Source organism: Paenibacillus eucommiae (assembly GCF_017874215.1).
GTDB lineage: Bacteria > Bacillota > Bacilli > Paenibacillales > NBRC-103111 > Paenibacillus_AI > Paenibacillus_AI eucommiae.
This window is the reverse complement of sequence record NZ_JAGGLB010000017.1, coordinates 175,397-200,897: the sequence shown is the minus strand read 5'-3', so window position 1 is coordinate 200,897 and position 25,501 is coordinate 175,397. Positions and strand designations below refer to the sequence as shown.

General features: G+C 46.9%; 16 protein-coding genes. 3 read left to right on the top strand and 13 right to left on the bottom strand.

The features are described 5' to 3' along the window. Positions 1–2: 2 nt before the first annotated feature. The 3 genes from J2Z66_RS23425 to J2Z66_RS23415 all read right to left on the bottom strand — a co-directional run bounded on the left by J2Z66_RS23425 (position 3) and on the right by J2Z66_RS23415 (position 5,507). Complete coding sequence (locus J2Z66_RS23425; protein WP_209974921.1) at positions 3–1,337, bottom strand: ABC transporter substrate-binding protein; 1,335 nt, start codon at positions 1,335–1,337, stop codon at positions 3–5. Positions 1,338–1,381: 44 nt separating this feature from the next. Next, positions 1,382–4,063, bottom strand: coding sequence for a glucosidase family protein (locus J2Z66_RS23420; RefSeq protein ID WP_209974919.1), 2,682 nt, complete (start codon positions 4,061–4,063; stop codon positions 1,382–1,384). Between the two features lie 193 nt (positions 4,064–4,256). Further along, a complete protein-coding gene (locus J2Z66_RS23415; protein ID WP_209974917.1) occupies positions 4,257–5,507 on the bottom strand; it encodes a sensor histidine kinase in 1,251 nt (416 codons plus the stop codon). Positions 5,508–6,256: 749 nt separating this feature from the next. On the opposite strand from J2Z66_RS23415, the gene J2Z66_RS23410 reads away from it, so the two are divergent. Next, the gene (locus tag J2Z66_RS23410; protein WP_209974915.1) at positions 6,257–6,421 is read left to right on the top strand and encodes a hypothetical protein; all 165 of its coding nucleotides are present in this window, start codon (positions 6,257–6,259) and stop codon (positions 6,419–6,421) included. 110 nt (positions 6,422–6,531) lie between these two features. On the opposite strand, the gene J2Z66_RS23405 is transcribed toward J2Z66_RS23410, so the two are convergent. Further along, positions 6,532–9,342: an alpha-amylase family protein gene (locus J2Z66_RS23405; RefSeq protein WP_209974914.1), complete on the bottom strand. Its 2,811-nt coding sequence runs from the start codon at positions 9,340–9,342 to the stop codon at positions 6,532–6,534. Between the two features lie 303 nt (positions 9,343–9,645). Here J2Z66_RS23405 and J2Z66_RS23400 point away from each other — a divergent pair, with 303 nt between their 5' ends. Beyond that, positions 9,646–10,419: a response regulator transcription factor gene (locus J2Z66_RS23400; protein ID WP_209974912.1), complete on the top strand. Its 774-nt coding sequence runs from the start codon at positions 9,646–9,648 to the stop codon at positions 10,417–10,419. A 94-nt stretch (positions 10,420–10,513) separates the two neighbouring features. After that, positions 10,514–10,678 (top strand): hypothetical protein, encoded by a 165-nt coding sequence (locus tag J2Z66_RS23395; RefSeq protein WP_209974910.1) that lies wholly within the window; start codon positions 10,514–10,516, stop codon positions 10,676–10,678. 71 nt (positions 10,679–10,749) lie between these two features. Here the strand turns inward: J2Z66_RS23395 and J2Z66_RS23390 are convergent, their stop codons facing one another. From J2Z66_RS23390 to J2Z66_RS23350, 9 genes are all read right to left on the bottom strand, one after another. Next, positions 10,750–10,899 (bottom strand): hypothetical protein, encoded by a 150-nt coding sequence (locus J2Z66_RS23390; protein WP_209974908.1) that lies wholly within the window; start codon positions 10,897–10,899, stop codon positions 10,750–10,752. Positions 10,900–10,928: 29 nt separating this feature from the next. Then, positions 10,929–11,570 (bottom strand): DUF4760 domain-containing protein, encoded by a 642-nt coding sequence (locus J2Z66_RS23385; RefSeq protein ID WP_209974906.1) that lies wholly within the window; start codon positions 11,568–11,570, stop codon positions 10,929–10,931. A 93-nt stretch (positions 11,571–11,663) separates the two neighbouring features. Then, positions 11,664–12,239 carry a M23 family metallopeptidase gene (locus J2Z66_RS23380; protein ID WP_209974904.1) on the bottom strand — a complete coding sequence of 192 codons (576 nt, stop codon included), beginning with the start codon at positions 12,237–12,239 and terminating at the stop codon, positions 11,664–11,666. A gap of 498 nt (positions 12,240–12,737) precedes the next feature. Further along, complete coding sequence (locus J2Z66_RS23375) at positions 12,738–12,932, bottom strand: hypothetical protein (protein WP_209974903.1); 195 nt, start codon at positions 12,930–12,932, stop codon at positions 12,738–12,740. A 41-nt stretch (positions 12,933–12,973) separates the two neighbouring features. After that, positions 12,974–13,543, bottom strand: a complete 570-nt coding sequence (locus tag J2Z66_RS23370; protein WP_209974901.1) for an SF0329 family protein — start codon at positions 13,541–13,543, stop codon at positions 12,974–12,976. Between the two features lie 962 nt (positions 13,544–14,505). Continuing rightward, a complete protein-coding gene (locus J2Z66_RS23365) occupies positions 14,506–16,113 on the bottom strand; it encodes a LamG domain-containing protein (protein ID WP_209974899.1) in 1,608 nt (535 codons plus the stop codon). Positions 16,114–16,177: 64 nt separating this feature from the next. Next, entirely contained in the window at positions 16,178–17,767 is a 1,590-nt protein-coding gene (locus tag J2Z66_RS23360; protein WP_209974897.1) for an amidohydrolase family protein, read from the bottom strand. A 205-nt stretch (positions 17,768–17,972) separates the two neighbouring features. Then, a complete protein-coding gene (locus tag J2Z66_RS23355) occupies positions 17,973–24,542 on the bottom strand; it encodes an S-layer homology domain-containing protein (protein WP_209974895.1) in 6,570 nt (2,189 codons plus the stop codon). Between the two features lie 66 nt (positions 24,543–24,608). Continuing rightward, on the bottom strand, positions 24,609–25,499 hold the full coding sequence (locus J2Z66_RS23350; protein WP_209974893.1) for a carbohydrate ABC transporter permease: 891 nt from the start codon (positions 25,497–25,499) through the stop codon (positions 24,609–24,611). Positions 25,500–25,501: the final 2 nt, after the last annotated feature.

Sequence of the window (25,501 nt, the reverse complement as noted above, 5' to 3'; positions counted from 1 at the left end):
ACTTATTTCTCGAATTCCTTGTTCACCTGCTCATGAAGCTTATCCAGCTCTTTCTTGATGTCCGCATTCGCGTTTTGCAAAATCTTCACGTCCGCATCATTTTCAAAGCCGCCGATTTCAAAAAACTTTTTCGTAAACGCATAGCCAATCCCATCCTGCGCGGCACCGTCCAGAAACGTTTTGATATGTTCAGGCTTCTGGGCAGCGATCTCACCAACCAATTGATCGTTGGCCAAATCGGTTTTCAGCATCGGCAGCCCTGTCGTTCTTAGCAGCTCCTGCGCCTTGGGATTAAAAACAGCAAATTGGATAAATTTCCAGGCAGCCTCTTTGTGCTTGCCATCCTTTGTCATAGCCATCATGTCCGGACCGGCGTATGTTTTGGACTTTCCATCCTTCGTCGGCATAGGTGCGACGTCCCATTGAAAGTTTTCTATTTTGCGATACACGGGCAAATTCCAGGCGCCAGATAGCATCATAGCTACTTTTCCCGATACAAACGGGTCGAGCTTGCTATCTACATCCTTCGGATTAGGTGCCACTTTGTCTTTGTAAATCAGATCATGCAGCCACGTTTTGTAAGCCAGCACTTCAGGAGAATTGTAGTTGCTGTGCAGCTTATCGGCTGTTGTCGGTTCCGTGCCGAACGCCCCCATCAAACCGGCGTTCATGGAAAATCCGGGAATGAGGAAGCCATAGCGGCCGGGCTTCGTCATTTTTTTCGCGGCAGCAACAAACTCGTCTATCGTCCAGCCATTTTCCGGATAAGCAACGTTCGCTTCCTCCATCGCCGTCCTGTTCACGAACAGGGCTCCACCTGTAAAACGCCATGGCAGCGAATACTGCTTAGGGCTGTCCTTAGGCCATTGTCCTTCTGCAGCGAGCGCCTCAGGAAGCTCATCGATCTTATGCTCGCCTGTGCTCAAATAGCTGTCCATCGGCTCCAGCTGATCCTTTTCAACATAGCCGTAAACGATACCGACATGCATCCCGATCACGTCCGGAGCCGATTTGGAGGCCAGCTGTGTAGGCAGCTTTTGCCAATAGGCTGAGAAATCCAGCGGTTCAAATTTAACTGTAATATTCGGATAATCTACATTAAAACGTTTGATGACTTCCTTCCAGATTTCGATATCCCCAGCCCCGTACCAAGTTGAGAAACGAATGGTCGCTTTTTCATCCTTAGGATTTGCACTTGGACTTGAACTTGAATTGGAATTTGAGTTGGAACCTGAATTCGAATCTGGATTGGAAGACGAACAAGCGGAAAGCAGCAAAGACATGACCATCATACATAACGTAATACCGGCAAGCCATTTCCTTTTCCTTGTTTTCATGTTAGATCCTCCTTGTATATGGGCTGATAAGGGCTGCAAATGCTCTAATACTGCAAGCTAATTTCCGCAAAGCCTGTGAAATCATCCATACATACAGCTTCTTTGTCCTCTGCGTAAGCACCTCCAGTTACATGTACCGGCAAGAGACCATCCGGATGGGGGAGCCGCAGCGTTACCGATTTAGGAAGCCGTCCTGAAGAGCTGCTTATTGTGGCTGTAATCACTCCTTTCTCCAAATGGGATTCAACTCGCAGGGTAACAGCACCGAAGTAAGTGGCTACTTCTGTCAGCTCAATCACCTTGCCATGCTCCAGCCATACTCTCGGAATACCCGGCAGCAGATGGAGCGTCTCGCCTTCTTCCATGTACAGCATCCAGCGCGTCTGCATCAGGAACCAGCCTTCCTCATGCGTCTTATGCGGACTGGCATGCCAGTGATGCTCCCAGAACGTATAGGTTTCTCTGTCTGCAAGCCCTGTAAAGCCATTGTAGTAAGCTTTGAGAAAAGGCTTTACTTCTCCGCGCTTCAGATGTACCCAAGGGTGAATACTATAATAGGGCTGGCTGAAAGCTACATTGCGTGTACACATAAGCTCGCTGTGGAAATTCAGCATAAAGCCCGTCTCCGGCTCATCCGGCGCCAATACTTCCTGCAGCACGAGATACAGCGGGCCGAGCAGAGAATCGCGGGCAGGGAACGAGCCATGCGTCAGCCATTTGCCGCCTTCGGCGTATAGAGACAGCGGGCCGCGATGCTCCACCCAAGGCGGTGCGGACGGAACCCAGCTCCCGTCACCCAGAGGCACAACAGGCGAACGTGCAACCACACCGAAAAATTCAGTTCGAATATACTGCTTCAACTCATCCGCTGATGCTGCAATTTCAGCAGACAGCTGCGGATCGGAAGCGGCAAACACTTCAGCAAGCCTGCTCAGGCCAATATAAGCATAGCCGCTCAGCATAAAAGAATGGAAGGGATCCTCCGGATCTGCCGTTTTCCCCTCGAGCATTCCATAGCCTTTTCCCTTGAGCTCTTCCTTGCGGTTCCTCTCGCCCCATGCCTCGATGAAACGGTATGATTTGATCAGCTTTGGCTTGACCTCGGCAATCCACGCTTCGTCTCTCGTATAGCGGTAATGCTCGCCAATGCTCCATAAGGCTGCGCCTGTTTCCAGCATATAGCCGCCAAAATTTTGAATAAAGCCGTCCTCATGCTGCTTATCGAGAAAAAACATCAAGGACCTTTTCGCTATATCTGCCCAGCCCATTGAATCTATAAATTGAATAATCGGAGAGCTTTCCGAACCAATGGCTGTATACACCCCTATAGTAGGTACAATCGTCCCTGCCGGCTCCTGGCCGTAGGCAACCAAATCCAGATGAAGCAAGCCTGCTTTAACCATTTCATCAAGCCGCTTTTCCGGAAGCTTTATTCTTGCTGCTTGTGCAAGCTTGCCATGCCAGAATTCACGGCATTCTGCCAGCCGCTCCGTGAAGGATTGGGCTGCCAGACCATCAGCCCGCTCTCTGGATATCGGACGGTGCGGCAAAGAAAATTCAAATACCGCTGTCTCTCCAGGTTGAATAAGGATAGCTGTTTCTTCATTAGCTAGCGGCTGTCCATTAAGCTTGGAAACACCGCATACCCGATCTTCGGAGAACTGTATATAGCCGTATTCCCGGTCAAACGTATAGGTTTTGTCATTATTCATGATGTAAGCGTTGGGCACAATATTTTTGAACCAGGCATAGCGGGGAACCCTGGCCGTATTAACCGCTTCGGCACGGAAGTACAGAACCGTTTCTTCATCCTGATTCATCTCAGAAGCGAGCAGCTCATCGCGACTGCTCTTTTGCTCATCCGTCAGCATATGCCCGTGACCATATCCATCGGCCACAAGATAATGCGTGCCGCGCAGGGTCTGTTCATTCAGCGGGCTGCGCTCATAGGAGACAAAAGAGGTCGCATTGTACACAATATCGTCGTCCTTAATGGACGTATGCAAGATCGGCAGGACGCCCTCTTCCAGCCTTCTAGTTATATCGTCCGTACAGCCGATACCGCGGCCAAGCAAATAGCGGTATTTGACCGGCTCATCGGCCATTTCGGGCAGCGGCACCTCATGGCCGTGAAATCTCGGCTGCACCCAATCCCATAACCGCTCCTCACCGCCGATGCCGCGGAATCCAACACCAAAGATGCGAATATCGCGGGATAAGCCGAGCCACGTCTGCCCGGGAAGATCCCGTGTGTGTTTGGCTGCCTCCTCGTAGCTCTCTTCCGGCTCCAGCTCCATTTGTCCCTGTCCTGTAAGCAGTCCTTGACTGGTAATGTCCTGCTCAATCTGCGTAAATGACCGTTCATCCTCCGCGTCCGTTACGATAATTCCGTATGCAGGAATATAAATCGGATACGCCTTATTTACATCCCGCAGAAAAAAGCTGAACGGTGTTACATCACTATCAATCATCACCAGCGTTGGATTGTCTGTACGTGCTCCGGCAGTCTCGATCACCAGCTCAAGCCGCCCCTGTCCAGCTTCCTGCCCGGCCTCTTGCGCCGCCTCTTGCCCCGCTTTCTCCGCGAAGGCATGGATTTCAAATTTATCCTGCGAGCAGCTGCCATTCCCTCTGCTTACAGTACCGTTAATGACAACACCGTCCGAGACATCAATTCGGCCTTGAATTGGTCCCTGCTTCCAAGCTACTGCAATTTTCGTAAGCATAATGGTTTATCCCTCCACGACGTTTTCAACCTCAGACTATCCTATCAATAATTCGAGTTGATTAGATTATAGCAGCCCGGGAAGCGCTTGCAATCTGAGAATCGAAACCAATATTCTGAAAATACAATCAACTACAAACAAACAGCTTTTATTTAATCCTTGTTGCAAAAATATGAACTCCAAAAATATGAACTCATCCGTTTATAACAAGAGGAAGCGATACCGAGACGAGCGTGCCCTGCCCTTCCCTGGAGTCAATTCGCAGTTCAAAATCGTCGCCATAATAATAGTCGAACTGCTTGCGAATCATCCCGATTCCCGACAAAATCCCGGAGAAATCGCCATCCTTGCTGTTCACCTGCAGAAGCTCTCCTGCATCCATCCCTACCCCATCATCCTCGATATCGATCACCAGATAGTCTTCATTTCTCCGAATTCGCAGTTCAATCCGGCAAGGCCCCTCCTTGGGCTCAATACCATGCTTAATAGCGTTCTCAATTAAAATTTGCAGCGTCAGACCTGGGAGCTTGACACTCCTCAGCGCTTGTTCCGGCTTCTCCAGATGTAGCGTCAACCTGTCTTCGAACCGCAATCCCTGCAAAAGAACATAAGAATCTAAATTTTCCAGCTCCTCCTCCAGCGTTACAAGCGGTTTGTAGGATTTGACCATATACCGCAGCATTTTGGATAGCTGGTTGACGGTTGCATGTGTTTTTACAGCATTTTCAAGCAGTGCCTGTCCGGAAATCAGATTTAGAATGTTGAATAAAAAATGCGGGTGCAGCTTTGCCTGAACGACCTTCATTTCCATCTCACGCAGCAGAGAACGCCATTCCGCTTCCTTCCGTTTCGACTCTGCTTCCTCCAGACTTTTCTCAATATAATCGGCAAGCAGCTGCATGAATTCGGACGCCGCCTTCAGCTTCTCTTCACTGATCTGCGGAACCTCCCAGACTGCCTTGGCTAACTCCACGGGATCAAGCCCGAGGTCCGATACCCTCCTCACAACCTCAGCCACAAAGGTTTCCGTTGGCGGCTGCAGCAGCACCTGTCCGGTAACAAACGCCCCCATGCCGCTTCGTTGAAATTGGATCGGTGCGGCACAGTCGTACAGCCCTGCATGACAGCGGCAAACTACCGCTTCCCCTTTGGCAATCGAGTGGGCAGTCAGCCGACGGTCAGAACCCAAGCAGCGCTGCTTGCCTTCCGGCACGGATTGAACCATCAGACAAAACTTCGGCGCCCGTTCATTCATAATCGTTGTAATCAGGTCTCCCTGCGAATCTACAATATTGCCGTTAAGACCTGTTGCCGTCACAAAGGTTTGCCGCAGCCGGGTAAAAAGCTCCATATCGAAACGATAGCGGATATCCTCCGGCTTGTCCGGCTCATTCGTCAGCGCATACAGCTCGTCAGTCCATTCCCTGATCAGTTCCTCATCCATCCTGGTGCACCTTCCTTATATTATAAGAATAGATTCGATTTTATGATGGTAGCTCTTATATAATTATGCCACATAACGCAGGGAACAGCATGATCATTTATGAAAAATAACACTTAGTGGCGTCCTTTGTTGTAAGGCTCCTAGAGCTGGGAGGAGAAAATAAACAATGGGTTCCCTGAATATATCCAAGCAGCGGAAGGAAACCCATCTTTAAATGTGGATGCTGGCGCTCTCCACCCATCGTTCATTTTCTCTTTCAACCTACTGAGCAGGAACACTGCTACCTTAAACGGACTGCCAGTAAAGTGTTTATCCTGAGCCTTAGGGATAGTGATGAGATGAAAATCTATGTTTCACATAGCTTATGGCTAAATCCGAGAAAAATGACTCGGGGAGTTTCTTCAATACACAAATCATGTCACTTTTCAGACTAAATCCATACGTTTTAAGCATAATATCCGCACTTTACTACCTAATCACCTCATTACACCAGCGCACCAATGCATCATTAGACAATCATGATCACACATATTACACCTTCTACCCTTGCGCCCTTACATCCTTACCAAAATTGCCACCAAGTCCACGCCCCCACCAGTTAATGCCCCAGCCTCCTGCCCACTCCTCCCTTTAACGATGTTTTTCATCGCTAAAGCAGGCTTGGACTGTAAATTTAGCTCTTTAACGATGTTTTTCATCACTAAATGTGCCATGAGCGTGCTTTTCGGCTGACTTCTGGAGTTTTAACGATGTTTTTCATCGCTAAAGCAGGTATGGACTGTAAATTTGGCTCTTTAACGATGTTTTTCATCATTAAAAGTATGGAAGGGGATGGAAGGGGCCCCTTTCTGCTGGAACATGACTCCATACCGCAACTATCCATGGGTAAAATAGCAGAAGGCTTGATTTCATAAGCTGCTTAGCTGCTTCGGCACTAAATAGATAAAGCCCTGGACCATAAACATGGACAGGGCTATTATTTATTACAAAATTCTTTTTTTGCCTATGAAATTTTCAGTGCGACTCAATCCACCCAATCGATCTTAACGGATAACTTCAATTTGCCCAATTTAACATTGCCTGTAAGCACTATGTAATACGAATACCATGCCTTATTTGTAGCGTAAGGATAACGCCGCACCTCGATGGGCTCCCCATTGATCGCAGCCGAAATTTCGCTCACCCGCCCAGGATCGGTAAACGCCAATTCAATAACAGCATCATCACCATAGCCCGGCGAAAAAGAATCCCACCCCATAAACGGAAGATCAAAATCAGTTTCGAAGGTATGCGTCTTGCCACTAAACAATTGTTCATCCTGCTCAGGCATAGAAAGTGCATGAATCTGCGTCAGCTCATTTTGCTTCAACTGGTTCGACTCCGAATCATTCTCCTTCAAGTCACTATGCTCCAACCGGCTCGACTCCGAATCATTCTCCTTCAAATCACTATGTTCCAACTGGCCCGGCTCCGAATCATTCTCCTTCAAATCACTATGTTCCAACTGGCTCGGCTCCGGATCATTCTGCTTCACCACAACATCCAGCCATACCTCATAATTTTCCGAATACGCGCCTTGAACTATCGCACCCAGGAAGGGTGACTTCTCCATCTGCGGAAGCTTCACCTCCATATTGCCAGGCTGCATGACCCAATTTGTCAGCTCACGAGGTGCCTTGATTCTTGGAAAGGTAACTTCCACCTGAGCCACGTTACGGTTAGTGCTAGCAGCAGCATCATAAAGCTGTGCCGCGGCTGGAAAAGTATACATCGGAACTGTTGGCACCTGCTGAGCAAAAACCTGCTCCACCGCTTCGCCGTCAGGCAATATGAGCCCCAGCCGAACTTGCTCTCCTTGAGGAGCTTTAAGCAATAAACGATACCCCTGTTCTGTTTGGGTGATTTCAGCCGGAAGACCCAATACCTTCAAGCTGTCAGGCTTCACGTAAGGTTTTATCTCGATATAACGCACACTATGGGCCGGAAGCTCAAACGTAATGAAGTCACCAAACGCAGCGTACGGTAAAGGCTGTTCCGCTAGTGGGCATTCCATGGGGTAGATTTCAAATAAATCGTATAAAGCTTCTTTCTCAAGTCCAATAGATCCATCCAGTTGAAAACGAATCGTTCCAGGAAAAGGATTTGAATTCACGAAACAAAGAAATCCTCTGTCTTTTTCGACATGTGAGTAGGCTTCCATTCCCCCGATACTTGGCGCGTCTCCAAACTGCTTCGTATGCTTCCAAACATCAAAATTGCTTTTAATAAAGGACAGCCATTTCTTCATAAAAGCAACACACTCGGCACGTTTGCCCGAAGGGATTCTTTCCAGAAATGTTCTCCATTCCCCCATAAAAATATTAGGCGTCACAGCAAGGCCCTGGAGAATGCTATATTCAAAAAACAGTAAATCTGACACCCGGCTGCGCTTAACAAAATAATATTCGCAATTGCTGTAATATCGATAAGGTACAAAGTAAGTATTGTGAAAGGTCACCATCTGTTCCCGCCGAGTGTCGCCCATAAGCTTCAACATGTTTAAATTAGGCGAGTATTCCCGAACATGAGGATCGGTCAAATAAATATTCGGGTTATACCATACCAGCTTAGGCATAAACTCCAGCCAATTGCCGCTATTCGACCAGATCAGGTACTCCGGATGAAGGGCTGCCAGCGATACCATAAGATCAACAAGCCCCCGTACTTGATGATACACATCGCCTTTAGGATGATTATGAGTGGTACTGTAGCAGGGCGCTATATCCAGCATATCCAAACAAACCATTTGTTCATTATACTTACGATTATGAGAGACAACCTGATCCCGTAAAAAATCCGCATAGTCTTTACAGCCCAGACAAAGCTGCCCCCGCGTCCCATCCGCGCTCAATTGACGCCATTCCGGCTTGTCCAAATGACGGTGCTCATAATTATAATGCGGGCAGTACAGCTCGCCCGGATGTACGTAATCGCCAACCCGCACTCCCCGATCCGCACCGTACTTGACCAAATTTCGCAGTGCATGACCTATCTTGGTATCATCATCAGGCCAATCAAAAACACCTTCAAATACCTGATAATACTCGAAGCCTGCTTCCGCGCATAGGTCAATCTCCCGCTCCAAAACATCCGGATCAAGCAGCAGTGTTGGATTATCATACATCGAATAAAAAATCCGGCCTTCGCTAACATCCGTCATCCCATTCGTAATGCAAGTAATCCCCGTAACCGGACGCTCGAACTTTTGTGGAAAACGCTGCTCAATATAGGAGCTCAAAGCTTCAATCTCAGAACGATCATAATCACCGATCTTAACGCCCGACAATACACATGCGCCCACACTTACAGTATGACAAGTATACGTTTCATTGGCCGCGATCTGATCCCAAGGCTCATAGGAGATCCCGTCTTGATTTATTTGACTGCTTGGAAAATCCAAGGATAAAAAGAAGGATATTTTTCCTTTTCTGAGAAACAAGAAGTTATCCTGCAGCGCTGTGGAATGAACGAGCTTTTCATCGTAAGCTTCCCAATCCCCTGCAAACCAGGATACTTTATGTAAAATAGTCTGCCGATCAGCAGTTAAATCTAAGGAAAGCACCCTGAAGTTTTGTCCTTTTTGTCCCTGATGTCCTTCTTGTCCTAGATATTCTTCAAACCTCCATAGTTCGTTAAGTTCATAATCCGACTGCGTTTTAAAAAGCGCGCCTTTTAAAGCAACCACTTCTCCGCAGCATTTCAATTCAACGCCATTTGCGGATACAGCAACTTCTACCGGCATGAACCGTGGAAGATTCCAGTTAAACACATCCACTTTTGCAGCTGTATCAGTCATGAACAGCACCTCTTCTTTTTTAGATCTAAAGTTATGTGAGCTCCTAATACTAACTTACAAACTTATTGTACTTACATTGTAGTAAATCTCTTACTCATTTACATCCGAAAATAGAAACCGTTTTCATTAATATCTTAACCCTAAATGGAATCGGAGTACGGCAGAGTGACTCGTCCTCTCAGTCCGTATCCCGGCTCACCTTTCTTATTTTCATAATAGTAGGTTCGATTTTAAGATGCATATGGTTATCAGATATATTAATATTGAATCAGGTACAGTTTTTATGGAAAGGAATTAACCATTATGCTGCGCATTCTGATTGCCGACGACGAGCCGATAGAGCGAAAAGTGTTAAACAAAATTGTTGTGGACAGCCAATTGCCGGCAGTTGTAGTTGATATGGCCCGCTCTGGCAATGAAGCACTGGAGCAGTTCGAACGCTATTTGCCCGATTTGATTTTTATGGATATCCGTATGCCTGGCCTGAATGGTCTGGATGTTTCGGCGGCAATCAAGTCGCGCATGTCTGACACGGCCATTGCTATCGTCACCGCTTTCGATGAATTTCAATATGCCAAAAGGGCGATCGATCTGCATATCGATTACTTCGTGCTTAAGCCCGTGGATGCTGTCGAGGTAGAGCGCATTATCCGCAATGTGTTGGCTTCAAAACCGGAAGTCCTTAAGTCTGTAGGCGTCCCCCAGTCTAAGGTCAGTATTAACCGCGCACAGCTAGCCCGCCAAATTCTCGATGAACTGCATCAGCATTACGCTGAGCCTATACAGCTTGATTGGCTGGAAAAAAAGCTGAACATCAGCCGCCAGTATTTAAGCCGCACCTTCAAAGATACGTACCAGATAACCATTATGAACTACTTGTCCCAATTTCGTATTAAGCTCGCGATCAAGCTGCTCCCTGACCCCAACCTGACGATCGCCGCGGTAGCGGAAAAAGTAGGAATTGCCGATGTCAGTTATTTCGGACAGCTGTTCAAACAAACCCATGGAGTGACTCCGACCCAATACCGCATGGGCAGCAGCGAACCCGATGTTTTTCCGGATGAAGACAGCCCCTAAAGAACGGTGCATACAACGGGTGCATAGAACAGGTGTATAACTATCGTGCATACAGCTAACACTTAGATCATCATGATAAGGAGTGTGAAAAGGTATGGACTACAAGCCAGCAGAGTTAAATCCGAACCTAATTAATCAGCTTGAAGCATTCGAGGATCAGTTGCGGGAGCAAACATCGGAGAATATCATCGTGATCGCCTATCAATCTGATAGTGATACAAATTCTGAAGGCGGATCAGCACAAAAAGAAAACAGATAGGGCGCACCAACGCACCCTATCTGTTTCTGAATCTTCCATGTGCTTAACAAGCACTAGTGAATTTTACAAACTTACTTTACCTTTGCAAGGGCTTTAAAAGCATCAGACAATAATTGCGTGGTGGATTTATTTTTAGAGGGCGGGCCGCTGGTGGTGCTGCTCTTTTTTTTCGTTGATGCTTCAATCAATACGGCTCCGCTCGCTAATTTCTTTTGTTTCATACAATCACGCTCCGATCAGCTTAATTGGCTTACAGCCCGATCCCTTTTATACGTGTATCCTTGATTTTAGATATATCATCGATCAGTTTGTTTTTGGCTATTTCCATCTTCATTTTTTCCAAACGATCTTTCCACATTTTATGTAGGGTGACGATATTTGTGAACATCGTTTTACTTTCCTCATCCCTGTAGTAGCACAGGACAACATACAGCCCTTCAATAATCGAACAGTAAATATGGGCAAGCGGATTGAAAGCCAGCTCCTCATCGGCCAATCCACTGAGCAAAGCTGCACTGAAATATTCCAATTGATTTAACAAATCAGCCCCGCGGCTGTCAATGCTTTTTTGCAAATGATCTTTAATCGGCTCCATGCTCAAATTACAATTGCTATCAAAAACAAAGTTTTCATTTCTGGGTCCCTCGTATAGCGGCGCTTCTTTTTTCTTAACTTCATTTACATATTCATCATGCTTCGGAAGGAAATCTGTAGCAAACCAGTTGAGAAATTCTATGCTTTTTTCAACGGAAGCCCTTTTATTTTTGATAAACATATCTTCCTTTAAAAGCTTAAGCTGCCTTAATCCAATAACTATCGTTGCCGCTAAACAAATACTTGCTAAAAAAGACAGAGTTTCTAAAATAGGCCTGATATCTGTTAGCCAACTCATCGAATGCCCTCCTCCTTGCTAAGGAAAAGCCTACCCTTTCGAGTAGACAGTTCAGTTCAATTCGTATCGCTTGCTCGCTATAGCTTACTTCCCCTATTCAGGAGGCAGCCCGGCCACCTTGCGCACTTCGTTTGCCAGCCTGTTAAACTCCGCACGTGCCTCCTTACTATTCGTCGCTTCATAAGCAGCACTCAGGAACGGGATAATCTTCTTGGCATCCTCCGCTGTCACTTTATACTCCTCCTCTCCAAGCTCTAGCAAATATTGATACGGGTCCGTATGCGTCCCAAATCCATAGCTCGGAGATGACGTCTTCCGCACCTCGTAGTGTAAATGAGAGCCTGTAACACGCCCTGTCATACCCTGCTTGCCAATCTCCAGCCCCTCTGCGATTTTTTGTCCCACTTTTACAGAAATACTGTCCAAATGCGCATAGCATTGAAGTGCCCCTCGCTCATCCTTCACCGCAACCACATTACCAAATCCTCCAAAACCACTTCCCGTAACCCCTTCTCTAGCATGTACCACTTCACCAGCGGCAAAAGCAAAGATAGGAGCCCTGTGAAACTTGACCATATCAATACCCGTGTGAAATGACGGTACACCTGTAATCGGGTCCAGCCGCATTCCATACGGACTCGTAATTCGATATCCGGGAAATATTTCCATATCCCATCCTCTCCCTTTGAAATTTGTTACAAGCGATACAACTACTACTATAAGATATGCAGCTGTTTCCTCGTATATATCGGCGGGTATCCTTGTCTGCAACTATTTGGGTTTTCTCAGCACTTGAAGTTGCAAATGAAAAAAACGTCTTGCGGCGTCCTTTGATGTGCGTGTTCGTGACTTGGGTGCATTGCGGAGGGAATGGCTGTGGGCTCCAGCCGCTGTTAAAGATTTGTTCCCTTAAATGGAATCGATGAGGAGGTGGGAACAAATCTTTAAAGGCGGACGCTAACGCTCTTCCACCCACAGCCATTCCCTCTCTTTAGCTACAATCGCACGAATCACACGAACACCAAGCTCAAACGGACAGCCAGCAAGGCTTTTTATCTTGATTGGAGGAGATTTCCTAGCGGGTGCAGCGCTAGGAATGAAGAGCACGCAGCTGAGAAGGACCTGCTACTTTAACGATGAAAAACATCGCCCAAGTGAATCGCACGCTCAAAAGGACTGCCCATAGAGGCTGCTTCCTGAGGGAAGGGGATAGTAGTGATAGGGAAATCTGTGTTTCCTTTCTGATTCCCTTGGTGAATGAACCGTCACACCGATCACTTCATCACTGTAAAGCTGCACCATACGAATATTTCCTTTCACTCCAGGCATCCTAAAACTTATACTTTCTGCTAATAAGCTCATGAAAAAAACCTCCCGATTGGAGGTGAATGAATTATTTATTTTCATAACGTACTAAATCTTAGTTCATAAAAATACTGCACAATTGGATGCTTTACCTTCATCTTCTCGGTCATGTTTAAAATTCGCTTTTTTCCAACTCGTCTGTCCACCAAAGCTAGAATATTCAATAAGATATCGTTGCTCTCTATGCTTTCCTCTATAGAAGTGGATAAAAACTTATTAGCTACAACGATAAAATTTGATTTACTTAATGCTGACTGTGCTGACAAAAGCTCCTTTGCATATTCTGATATTTTTCTACCTCTTGCAATTACTTTTAGACGATCCTCCGGAACTAGCCCCTTGGTATCTTTTCTGACTGCTTCAATCTCTTCATTGTAGATAGGAATTTGGATAGTTGAATCATTCTTAATTTCCAAATCCGTCTGATACCATCTGATCATGGTAGTTGTATCACTCATATTGAGTACGTTCTTTTTATCTACCGCAATATAACAATGCCCTGCTTTATCAGGTAAGTAACGGTAGCTGGTTGAACGGTATTCTACCCTTCCATGTAACGCAGGACTGAGAAAACTCTCCAATTGTTGCTTCAATTTGCTCCAGGCCATGTAATCCTCCTATGTTCTATATAAAATACCTATTGAGGCAGTCGTTCATTATCCATAATACAATATCCAACACATAGATCATACTATATACAAGTAACCTTGAGTTCTTCTACAATGAACATTCGGACTTCCTCAAAGATTTCATGATTCAACTTTGCCCTATACCTAGTGGTGTCCTTGATGAGCGTGTTCGAAACTTGGGTGCGCTGCGGATGGAATGGCTGGAGCTTATCCAGCTACAATCGCTCAAACACCAGGCTCAAATGGATGCCAGCAAGGGCTTTTCTCTTGGCTGGAGCTGATTCCTAGCCAGCAAAGGTGCTGGAGATAAAGAACTGCTACTTAGCAATGTTTTTCATCGTTAAAAACACCAGTTCGTCTCCACAACCTTACTTTAACAATGAAAAACATCGTTAAAATGCCTTTTTCCATCCCCGAGACGCCCACCGGCCTCTTTTAGCGATGAAAATCATCATTAACGTGACTGATTGATCTGGAAACACTTCTTTAACGATCAAAAAAACATCGTTAAGTCAAGCACAAACTCAATTCGGGGGAGGCAGGCTGCTGCGCGGCTGCTCTTCCCTAAAAAATTTAAACTAACTTGTAGTCCTAGCACAAAGAACCCGGAGAAACCCTCCAGGTTCTTTGTGCTAGATTTAATGATCAAACGGGCATTGCTCACCATCGCCCGGCACGCTTAATTCAAATACAGCTGTCTGTTAAAGCCCATACGTTGCCGTGATTACGTCATTACCAACCTTCAGTGCTTCATCGATCCCGGTGTTCGTCACCGCCGCCACATCAGAGATACTGCTCTAGAACGCCGCCGCAGCTTCCATCACATCTATGAGACATTGGCTATAGGGCCCAGCCATCGTATGGGGGGGATAGCGACCCATTAGCCGGCTATCCCACTTTTTCCCGTAGACCGCAGTAATAAAGCCTCGTCTTCGGTACTATCATGAATACATGTCCGCAATCTCCTCTGCAGACAAGGCACCATCGTATATTTCCACTTCCCGGATTTTGCCCGAGAAATGGCATTGCGGACCTTGGCCCAGCACAAGCGGGATTCCGCTCAATGTAGGGCGGTCACTATCCGGGAAGGGAGCCGAAGAAACAAACTGTCCGTCCAGATAGAGGGAGAGCTGTTTAAGATCGTAAGTAACCGTAGCCCGATGCCACTGCCCGGACAGACTGGAATCGCAAGTTGCCAGCGGTTCGTTCTGCAAGCTCCATACCTTGCCGCTTGGTAGCGTTCCTGCGAACAATTGGCCCTTGTAGACCGCCATCGACCACACCCGGCGATATTTGATTGAGGGATCCTGAGGCTCAAGTACGCCTGCCAGTTCCCAATCAGAATTCCCGTTATACCGGTAAACATGGCCTCCAGGCAGCGTACCTCCATACAGCTTTCCGTTAAATACAGAGACGCCCATCACCTCAAGCTCCGATGCCATCATTCCCCGATCGCTCCATTGTGTGCCGCCATCATAACTGTACATGCGGGCCTCTCTCCATATGCCCATCAGAAATTCATCCTGATAGACGGAGAAGCAATAAACTTGATCGCAATTGGGTACGTTCCCGCAGTATTCCCAAGGATCCTGCAAAGTCCTGCTGTAAACGCCGGCGCTCTCATTGCAGCCGACGAACAATCTTCCCTGAAAAGCCGCAAGCGTATGTGTCCGGGTAGTTCCCTCCGGCCCCGGAGCGCCTAATGGCTCGCAATCTCCATTCTCGTCGAACGCGAATATTCCGTACGGGTAAAATGACATGGCGATCAGCCGGTTATCGTACACCGTCATCGCTCCTACGCTATCGTTGCCTTCGACCGGGAGCTCGGCGAACAACGTCCACGATTGACCGCCCTCATAACGATATATGCGTCCGCCGGGTTCCACATTGGCAGATCCGTCTATCTGGGATCCGCCCGCTTTGTAGCGCATCGTACCCGCATAGAGACGTCCCTTATATTCTACTAGCGACATAACCATATTGCTGTTATCGGGATTGCCGCAATCGACCCAGGAACCATCCTCGTCAAGACGGTGCACCCGCCCCTTCCCGTCCCGCGCATCGTCGAACGTACCTGCGTATAAATCGCCGGAATAAACGCATAACGCACCTATAAAGCGGCTGTTCCCCGGGGATCCCCAATCCTTCCAAACATCGGCCGCTTTCCCGGTGCTCCAGCCGAACTGCAGATTGCGCCAGTTCGGCTGGGAAGATGTGACTCCGGCTTGAGTCAGCACCGATAAGTGCCAGCCTTCCATCCGTTCATTCGAGAAACGGCTTCCCAGTCCACCCGGTAGAAATCCTCCCTCATCGTCAACCTGGAATTCCAGCGACATGGTAAAGGGAAGCGTTCCATCCGTTTCTGTCAAGTCGGGAAGCACAATGGTCGAGTCATTGCCGTTAAATAGGGCAGCGCCATCCTCAAATCGTATCGACTGTGGCACACCATGGCGCTCTTGCTCCGTCCTATCGTTGCAATCCGTGCGAAGCGGCCAATATCCGCTCCGCTTCACGGCTTCAGTATGACGCGCTCTTATTTGCTCTGTCATAATCGTCATTTCCCCTTTAATATTGAAGTAATTATCCTTTCATTTATAAGAGCTTTATAGCAGGCTAAATCAGGCAGCGATCCCATAATCGTTTCATATTCCCTCCAAATACCGCCTTCTTGTCATCTATCGACAGATCGGCATAGGCGAGCCAGCCGAACTGAGGCCGCGGATCGCGCATCGGGGAATCTGTCCCGAAGAACACTTTATGTACGCCTGCCTCCCGTACCAAGTATTCAATTGCACCTTGTGTTACCGTTGTATACGTCAGCTGCAGGTAAACATGCTCATGCTTTTTCGCAACCTTGGCGTACAATTCCGCGATTTCAAAGCTTCTGGCAGCATGATCCATAAAGATCGCTACATTTGGATATCGCTCTGCCAGTTGTTCAATCTGGTCTACATACACTTGATCGCTTTGACCGGCCGGATCTATAAGGGCATACAAGTGGTGCTCATTAGCCAGTTCCCACCAAGGCGCATAGACAGGATCCGTATAAGGAATATGGGATAAATAGAAGTAGGGCTTAATTCCACGAAAGCCTTTCTCAAGATGCCAGGTTCGGGCCGCTGCCGCTACATCATCCACATAATTCGGGTCGATGACCACGTAACCTTCAACAACTTGAGGATAATGTGCCCTCGCCTGTTCCAGAACCTGATTCCCCGCTTCCGAATCCCCGCCATTGATCCCGACCCAAGGCGCAATCGACATTTTGCGGATGCCCATTTTGTTATACAGCTCAACCATCTCATGAATATCCGCTCTCAGCATCGGAAAGCCGCTCCCTGTCGCGCCGCCTTCTTCTATCAAATGCGTATGAGAATCATACACTTCAATCGATAACGGCTCGCCTTTCGAGGCCTCGAGGCTGACCGTATCCTGATCAGGGATCCGTGCTGCGGGAGGATTCACATTCAAGAGAGCCGCAAGATTGCCGCCTGCGATCCGCTTCTTGGCTTCCCAAGGAATGTCCGCATAATCAATTAATGCACGGGCCGCTCCGGCACTTCTGCGGGGCATATTGCTGCCATAGAACAACCGGTCTGCTCCATACCGTGCATACATCGTCTCGATGATTCTGTTGCTCTGCAGCGCTGAGAAATCTACACACAGATTGCTGTATGCATCCATCATTGGAAACAATCTTCTTTCCTGACTCCAGTTTAATCCCTGCAGCAGTACTTTAAGCTCCGGGTGATGAGCCAATAAAAGCGATAGCTGGCTGAATGGAGCTTCCTGCGCATCGAGCAGCAGCGGAATTTGCTCCCGCTCAAGCATACTGCACAATGGTCCAACCGTACGTGCATCTAGATCGAATTGATGACTGGCAGGGAACATCTTGACTGCGCGAATGTCATGCTTGCGCAATTGCTCCAATAAACTTCCCGGGGACATAGAGTCCCCGGCGTGTTCCGGCAATACAACCCAGCAGCCATACAACCGCCCGCTTTTCATCAATTCCTGATCAAGCAGCTTATTCCCGTATTGGGGCGAATGCGATAGGGACATACCATGATAGACGAGTGCCCCCGCTATGCCTGCCCGGTCAAGCTCAGTGACAATAGCTTCTGTTTTCCAAATTTGTTCACGATGCTTATAGGCCGATTTGCCTACAAATACAGAGCTGTCAAAAAATTGCAATGCCTCCATACCGTCTCTCTCCCATTCTTTCATCTCATTTATTTGTATTAAGATTATCTTAAAAGATCAGCATAAAAAAACATGTCAAAACAGAAACGAAAGAAGTCACTTCTTTACCTTGCACCTCGATAACACATACTTTTTTTGGAAATACAAAATAATGATCATTGGCTTTAATTTCACTCTCTCTGCCTCTTGAGATAATGGCCCTCTTTTACTCGACAACTTGTAGCAAATTGTAAATCGCCTGAGCACTTTCTACCCGCTGGGTTAATCCTTCGGGGACAAAGCGATTGTGTTCTCTGCCTTGAACCAGTCCTAATCCCTTCGCTGCTTTTACAGAGGATTGTGCCCACACACTAATTTGCTCCACATCTTGAAAGTCTTCTATTTCTTCGTCTGTATTTACTTTCAAGCCCGTTTTCAGTTCATAGGCTCTTAATAACATCGTGGCCATCTGCTCTCTTGTAATCGAGTCATTAGGCTCAAAAAGATTGTCTCCAATCCCTTCTACCAGACCGAGCGAAGCAGCCGTGGATACTGACTCGAAATACCAATCATCCGGTGCAATGTCAACGAACGTCGCTTTACCGGATACTTTCAATTTAAGAAGCCGAACGAGCAATGTTGCGAATTCAGCACGAGTAACTAACTTCGCCGGAGCAAATTCCGTAAGACTGACTCCCTGTACAATCTGTTTAGCCGATAATTCCCGGATAACGTTCGCAGCCCAATGAACTGGGGGAACGTCGACATATGATTTATCGTATTCTAGCAGCGCATACTTACCTAAATGATTCAGTTGCGCGGCTAAGCCGTCTCCCTTCCTTTCACCATTGATATACACTAAATTCCCATCCGTATCGATGAAATAAACACCCAAAATATTTTCGTTTACAGACTTCGGAACTTTGAACCAAAGCGTAAGTGGTGCATCCAACCCGCTTATCGGAATATATTTCCCATCTACGGTTACAAGGTTCGTGTTCAAATTGACCAATACGTTTCTAGCGGTCAACATTGCACTCGCTCGCTTCGCTGCTTTGCCAAGTAAATCTGAAGCTTCTTGATCAGGAATGATATTAAATTGAAGCGATACTCGCAAATCTTTAGCCTGATTTGACGCCTCGTTGGCCAGTAAGGATTGAAGCCATGCAGCCGATACGAATAGGCTCCAACGGGCTTCACCTTCGCCCCCGCCATCACCTTCAACGAACATAAGTTCCAAGCGATCATTCTTTAATAACTCATGCGCATTAACAGGGAAAATGATCTCTTTCATACCACTTGGCACCATCAATTTTTTCTCTCCGTCCAATACCGCTTTCAACTTACCGGCAGTAAGAACAAATACCTTATTATCCACTTCACTTCCCTGATCCTTTGCACCACCCTGGGGTTCACTGGGCTTGCCGGGTTCATTCAAAGAAGCGCCAACTTTCATGGTTACATCTGCGCTGAGACTGACACCCTGCCACACCACTTGCACAGTAATCGTCGCATTTCCTTTCCCGCGTGCAGTTACTAGTCCATCCGCAGAAACAGTGGCAACTTCTTCCTGATTACTTGTATAAGTAATCAGGGCTGTAGAAAGATCAGCAGTCTGCCCGTCAAACAGTTTTCCTACAATACTCAATTGAGCTGTTTCACCAATGACAAGTTCTGTTTTATCCATAGTGGCCCTTATTTCGGTTAGACTGGCTTTCTCATAAGACAGCGGAATGGTATATGCGGCTGCTTCTGATATGTCATACACAAACCCTTTACTGAAATCGTGGTCATCCTTATAATTTCGTATGAATGTCGTATCTCCGATATTAAGCACATATGCCCCATTACCCAAAGACGAGACATCTTTAATTAAATAGGCTGCATTGCGGATACCGTCATTTTGTACATAGATGGTTCTGTTAACTAGCTCTTCTGCCGGAAGCCCGCCGAGATCCATCTCTACCTTAATGCTATTTTCCATCTGTAAATTCTTGGTGAAATCCAGTACCGTTCCTTCAATGCTCCCCTGCTCTGCACTGATTTCTGGCAAATCAATCAAACCGATGACTGTTCCATCATTCACATAGCTGTATACCGCTTTACCGTTCAACTCGGACAGAACCCCGAAGATCCCTTTAAATTGAAGCTTACCATCGATGGTATACATCACTTCCGAATTTAATGAATGAATCAAGTAATCCGTTCTTCCATTCTTTAAGGTCACCTTGACCGCTTTCACCTCAGTGTTGTCAACTGCCACGCCGTCTACTTCAACTACAGCTGGGGAAATTGCTTCAATGTAACGCTCCCCTTTGTAAGGCTCGATCACAGATGTGAACAGCGAATCCAAATCTGCGCCCTTGCGATGAGCCAACACATATTGAAGGCTGTCTGGATTTCCTGGCTGATTCCGCGGTGGAACCCCATCCGCCAAAGACAGGTCATCTAGTTCCCCAAGCATCGTCAGCCGCAGATGGATATCCTCAGGTTTCGAAAGAGCATTCCATGTATCCACTACTTTCCAATCCACACTAAACTGTGAAGCTGGCGCATCGTCTCGTCTTACGTTTTTCAAGTAATGATAACCTGGCCCGGCATAACCGCTTCCTGCCACACTATCATCAACAGGCCGCTGTTCAAAAGGTACGTCCCGCCCGGCATACGTCCCGACATACTCACCCTGCTCATCGACCTGAGGCGTAAGGCTCAAGCCTTCCGTACTAACCTCTCCTTCGGCGCCGTGGAAGCTGAACAAATGGTCGTCTCCACCTTTGACCCGGAAGAAATCAACCGCATACGAATGCTCATCATCCACTCGAATCATCGCCGTTGTCCGCTTATACAATTCGGTTTGCGGATAGACCTTAGGTGCCTCAACATCGATCAATTTCACTTGCCCATTGTCGTCATAATGCTTCGGATCGGCCACCCACTGTACCTGTTGCTTGCTCTCATCTACCATAACCGTATTGTGCGAAACAGTATGATGCATCCATTCAAAACGGTGAGGATCAGTCGAATTTGTATATTCGGGATAACCAAGATCAGGAGACAAGTCCAGACCATACGCATGCAGTCCGATATTTAATGTGTCCCTGTGGCCATGGCTGTTATTTCGCCCATAATACATCCACAAGTCACGGAGCGTACTCAAATCGCTGCCCTGATCCCTTCTAATTTGTTCTTGTTGATCTAACAAGACCGCTTCGAACAGCCCCATCTTATACCCGGAGGAGTCCGGATGTTTGCCTACACTCTGAAATGAAATGTGATGAGTCCCAACATCAAGCTCCTTTGTAATCAGCGCTTCGTAACCCGAAAGCGTTCCATAGAAGTCAATTTCTGCAACATTTTGTCCGTCGATCGATACCTGATAGATCCCGTACCCTCCATTAAATATCGAACGAAAAGGCTTGATCCCTATTTCATATTCCTTCTTTTCTGTCACGTCGAAGGTAAAATCAATGCTGTCCCCCTGACCTTTGGCTTGAAATTCCAAAGCCCCATTCAAATCAAGTATGGCCGTGCTTGCCGTCTGGGAAAACACGGGCATAAGAACAAATGGATAAAGGAGTCCATAACTTTCCAACGGATGACTGCCATCCCGCAGCGCTGTAAATCCATATCCTGTTAAATTCACACTGCTCAAATTTAATGATCCTTGTTCGTCGATCACGCTTTGAATATCTGCTGCTATTTTTGCCGGATCGGGAGTGAAGATATCAGAACGAATCCCGATTGTACTATTATTGTTTAAGAAATGAGCCATCTGTGCAAATATAGGATCGCCATACTGCGAGAATGCCCTGACCATCTGCGCTTTTTCAAGATAAAGACCTGGGTTCCCGGTCGAACCTGAATCACCAATTTGCGGAGAATAGCGCTCACTTAACGTTAAGGGATACAAGGCATGGAACATTTTGCGGAACTTTGGATTTTGATACAAATCAGCAGTCGCATAAAGATCGTAACCATTCAAAATATCCGCTGCTTCCAAAAAGTAATTTAGCCAAAGTCTGTTGTATCCAGGTGATGCTTCGTTGCCGTGTCCATCGCGGTCCAAATCATTGATCAAAGTCGCCCCTACATTTCCACCAGTAACCCTGTAAGGACCGCTCATAAAATCACCCGACTGAAACACGAAATCAAGCCATTGTTGCGTTTCAGGCAATTTGTCATAGACTACCGCTGCTAATGCCAGAGCACTTTGGTGCATACCATTGTTGCCGTGAATTTGAGCAGCTTTAATCGCCGGATAAATTTGCTTAACAATACCTTCCTCAATGTTCTTACGTATTCCGGAAGCGGTATATTTTAGCGGCCCAAGTTCATATTCATCTGATTTCCCACTCAAATAAGCTATTAGCTCCGGATCTTCCATCGCAGGGAAGAAAGCATCATAGGCATATAGGAAGTCTTTAACAATGAACGTCTCCCATATTGACCCAACCGCCTTGCCTAAATTCGTACCCCCATGAGAATTGAGGTAAGTACTGCTTGAATACGTTGAGACATCAAGACTTGGGTAAATGTCAGCAATCCGATCTAGAAGCACCGTCCCCGCCCGTGAATACTTTACATCGCCTGTGTACAAATACGCATCCCGAAGCGAGCGCAGCGCATCTTGGATCGTGCTTTTCCCGGAGTATCCCCAGATCGCCCAATGCACATAATAGGCGATAAATGTATAGCGATTGCCAGCACTGTCTACCCAACCGAGCCCATCATCCACGCCCCACATATGCAACGGGTGATTCGGATCAGGATACTCTTCATTGTATAACAACGATCTATCTGCCTTTGACCGATCGAACACCCCGTGCTCATTAAGGCCGCTTCTGTAAAATGCACCAAAATCATTCGTTGGATATCTCTTACCATCCGTCGGATCGACTATTTTCCACGGATCGTTAATCGGATCGTAAGTATACGCATAACTGCCGTATTTATCGATTTCCTTGCCACTCAGCGGACTGCCCAAACTTTCGTTAACCTCATAACTTCGCGGCAAGCTTTGAGGTGTGACCAAATTCCAGAAGAAATCCAGCCCTTGGTCTACATACCGATTTGCCTTGATCACGACATCATTCTTCATGCTTTCAGCCCACTCATACTTACTAATATTGTCGCGAGCCGTGTCAACCTTTTGTTGTGTATAATATGTACTGCGTGTTTTTTCATTTTCGACGGCTCTGACTTCAACTGGCAACTTACTTGTCAATGTTTGACCCTTGTTTTCCACCGATACAGTTACCAATGTCGATCCTACACCTGCAGCCTTCAGTTTACCTGACAGGGCATCGACAATGACGACCCCCGTGTTATCGCTCCCATAGCTGACTTGCGTATCGAACACATCGGACGGGATGCCGTTCTCCGTAGTTCCGCTTACTTTAAGCTGTGAAGTAGAGCCCACGTAAAGCTCGGAATCTTCAATGAATAGGGAAACGTCAGACAAGGCCGGACTAGCATCAACCATGGCCAACACAAATTCACTTGGTGATATGCGATATGCCGGATCATCAGGCGCATCCTCATGTTTGCCAACCACTTGCAAGGTTAAGGTGTGCTGGCCTTTATCGAGTTTCAATAGTCGAATGGGCTCCGTTACCAGACTCCAAGCGGGTAAATAAGAATCAAATGTGCCAATAGGCCGGCCATCGATTTGCAGCTCTACGATCCCACCGATAGAATATTTCTGCCCCCTAAATTCCACCAGGTAGATACCCGTTTCCGGCACATCAAAATGAAAAGAGCGGTTCTGGCCAATTCTCGTAGTACCGATATTAATGCCATTGCTTGGATCAAAGCCGAGTACCGGTATATCTGTCGGCAGCCCTACCATCCCCCAGCCCGGCTGCACATAGAAGGGTTGATCCGGAAATCCCACATTCCGAAAATCATAGACAATTGGGTCATTCCCGGCCCTTGATTTCACCTTAATCAGCAGCGTTTGTGATACGATGCTCCCATTATTGTTGACGGAGGCTGTCACGATTGTTTCTCCTGCATCGACGGCAATTAACGAGCCCGTCTGGTGATTGACATTAACAACGGCGGGATTCTCGCTAACGTAGGTTACTTCCTTATCGCCCAAATCGATTGGTGTTCCATCATTTCCTATGCCATATGCGGATAATTGCGACTCGGAACCAACATACAGATCCGGGTTACTGCTACTAATGACGAGGTTTTCAATCATAGGAGGCTCTTCCATCTTCTGTATCGTGAACTCACTCGCCGACATCCGGTGTCCACCCGTACCTTCTGCCGATCCTGGCGACCTTCCGACAACGACCAGCTTCAATGTATGCGTCCCTTTCGCCAACGTCATGATTCGCATCTTTTTGGTTACATAGTCTGTAGTCGCTGAATAAAAGTCATACGTTCCGATCGGCTGATCATCAATTTGTAGTTCTCCAATCCCGCCACTATTAAGCACTAGTGCCTTGAATTTCACCAAATATTGTCCCGTTTCTGGAACATCAAACAGAAACGACCGGGACATCCCCACTTGGAAAGAACCGATGTTCAAACCATAATCAGGCTGATAGCCGAGTACAGGAGGAACGTCATGGGCGTCCACCAAGCTCCAGCCAGGTTGCGCTTCTTGACCAGTAAAGCCTGTTGTTTCATCAGGAAAAGCGATTTTCCGGAAATCATAAACGATCTGATCCGGATCCGGATCAGCTGCCTTTGCCGGGACGGTCAAGCTGCTGAACAGCATTGTAAAAATAATGACAGAAGATAAAACGCGATACAGCATTTTTTTCTTCGATAGCTTTATTATCATTTACACAACCCTCTCTCAAAATCATTAATGGTCAGTTTACCCCTTAACCGTCCCAAGCGTGTACAATCAGCCCTTAATCGAACCTAGTAAAAACCCTTTCATAAAATGCTTTTGCAGGAAGGGATAGATTACAATGATCGGTAAAATTGTGACGACTACTGCGGCCATCTTCATCGTTTCTGGAGGCAGACGATAGGCCTGGAACTGATTCGTTAGCTGCAGCTCGGAGCTCACATTAGGAGTAACAATCATACTTCTTAATACGACCTGAATCGGCTGAAGCTCTTTGTCTGTAATAAACATGATCGCATGAAAATACGTATTCCAATGATTGATGCCATAGAATAATCCCAATGTAGCCATAATCGGCATCGACAATGGTAAAATAATCCGGAACAACGTGCGCAGCTCTCCGCATCCATCTACCCGTGCAGCCTCTTCAAGCTCTTCGGGCAGTCCTTCAAAGTATGTTTTCATGATCAGCATATTGAAGGCTGACACTAAACCCGGGACAATCAGCGCCCATAGCGTATTGTTCATGCCAAGCGCGTTGACAATTAGATACAGGGGAATCAAGCCGCCAGAAAACAGCATGGTAAACACGATCATGAACAGTACATAGTTCCTGCCGGGAATCATTCTTTTGGAGAGCGGATAGGCCAGCAGCATCGTGAATAGCAAATTTAGAAAAGTTCCGCCAACCGCCAGTATGACCGTTACCCCGAGCGCACGGGGAATACGCACACTGCTCAAAATTTGTTTATAGGCTTCAAGGGTAAAGCTTTTGGGCAGCAGAACAAAACCGCCATTTTGAATCACTTCAATAAATGGGGTAACCGACATGACCACCACATAGTAGAGGGGGAACAACGTCGCCAAGCCAAACACACTCAGAACTGTAATAAAAACGGAGTCAATCAGCCGGTCTGTTTTGCTAGGTTGCAATACGAGTGACATTT

Coding starts and splice junctions, on each gene's coding strand:
- J2Z66_RS23390 (WP_209974908.1), bottom strand. CDS start 10,899: ATGAAACAAAAGAAATTAGCGAGCGGAGCCGTATTGATTGAAGCATCA.
- J2Z66_RS23415 (WP_209974917.1), bottom strand. CDS start 5,507: ATGGATGAGGAACTGATCAGGGAATGGACTGACGAGCTGTATGCGCTG.
- J2Z66_RS23380 (WP_209974904.1), bottom strand. CDS start 12,239: ATGGAAATATTTCCCGGATATCGAATTACGAGTCCGTATGGAATGCGG.
- J2Z66_RS23425 (WP_209974921.1), bottom strand. CDS start 1,337: ATGAAAACAAGGAAAAGGAAATGGCTTGCCGGTATTACGTTATGTATG.
- J2Z66_RS23360 (WP_209974897.1), bottom strand. CDS start 17,767: ATGGAGGCATTGCAATTTTTTGACAGCTCTGTATTTGTAGGCAAATCG.
- J2Z66_RS23410 (WP_209974915.1), top strand. CDS start 6,257: ATGTTTTTCATCGCTAAAGCAGGTATGGACTGTAAATTTGGCTCTTTA.
- J2Z66_RS23385 (WP_209974906.1), bottom strand. CDS start 11,570: ATGAGTTGGCTAACAGATATCAGGCCTATTTTAGAAACTCTGTCTTTT.
- J2Z66_RS23420 (WP_209974919.1), bottom strand. CDS start 4,063: ATGCTTACGAAAATTGCAGTAGCTTGGAAGCAGGGACCAATTCAAGGC.
- J2Z66_RS23400 (WP_209974912.1), top strand. CDS start 9,646: ATGCTGCGCATTCTGATTGCCGACGACGAGCCGATAGAGCGAAAAGTG.
- J2Z66_RS23350 (WP_209974893.1), bottom strand. CDS start 25,499: ATGTCACTCGTATTGCAACCTAGCAAAACAGACCGGCTGATTGACTCC.
- J2Z66_RS23395 (WP_209974910.1), top strand. CDS start 10,514: ATGGACTACAAGCCAGCAGAGTTAAATCCGAACCTAATTAATCAGCTT.
- J2Z66_RS23355 (WP_209974895.1), bottom strand. CDS start 24,542: ATGATAATAAAGCTATCGAAGAAAAAAATGCTGTATCGCGTTTTATCT.
- J2Z66_RS23405 (WP_209974914.1), bottom strand. CDS start 9,342: ATGACTGATACAGCTGCAAAAGTGGATGTGTTTAACTGGAATCTTCCA.
- J2Z66_RS23370 (WP_209974901.1), bottom strand. CDS start 13,543: ATGGCCTGGAGCAAATTGAAGCAACAATTGGAGAGTTTTCTCAGTCCT.
- J2Z66_RS23365 (WP_209974899.1), bottom strand. CDS start 16,113: ATGACAGAGCAAATAAGAGCGCGTCATACTGAAGCCGTGAAGCGGAGC.
- J2Z66_RS23375 (WP_209974903.1), bottom strand. CDS start 12,932: ATGAGCTTATTAGCAGAAAGTATAAGTTTTAGGATGCCTGGAGTGAAA.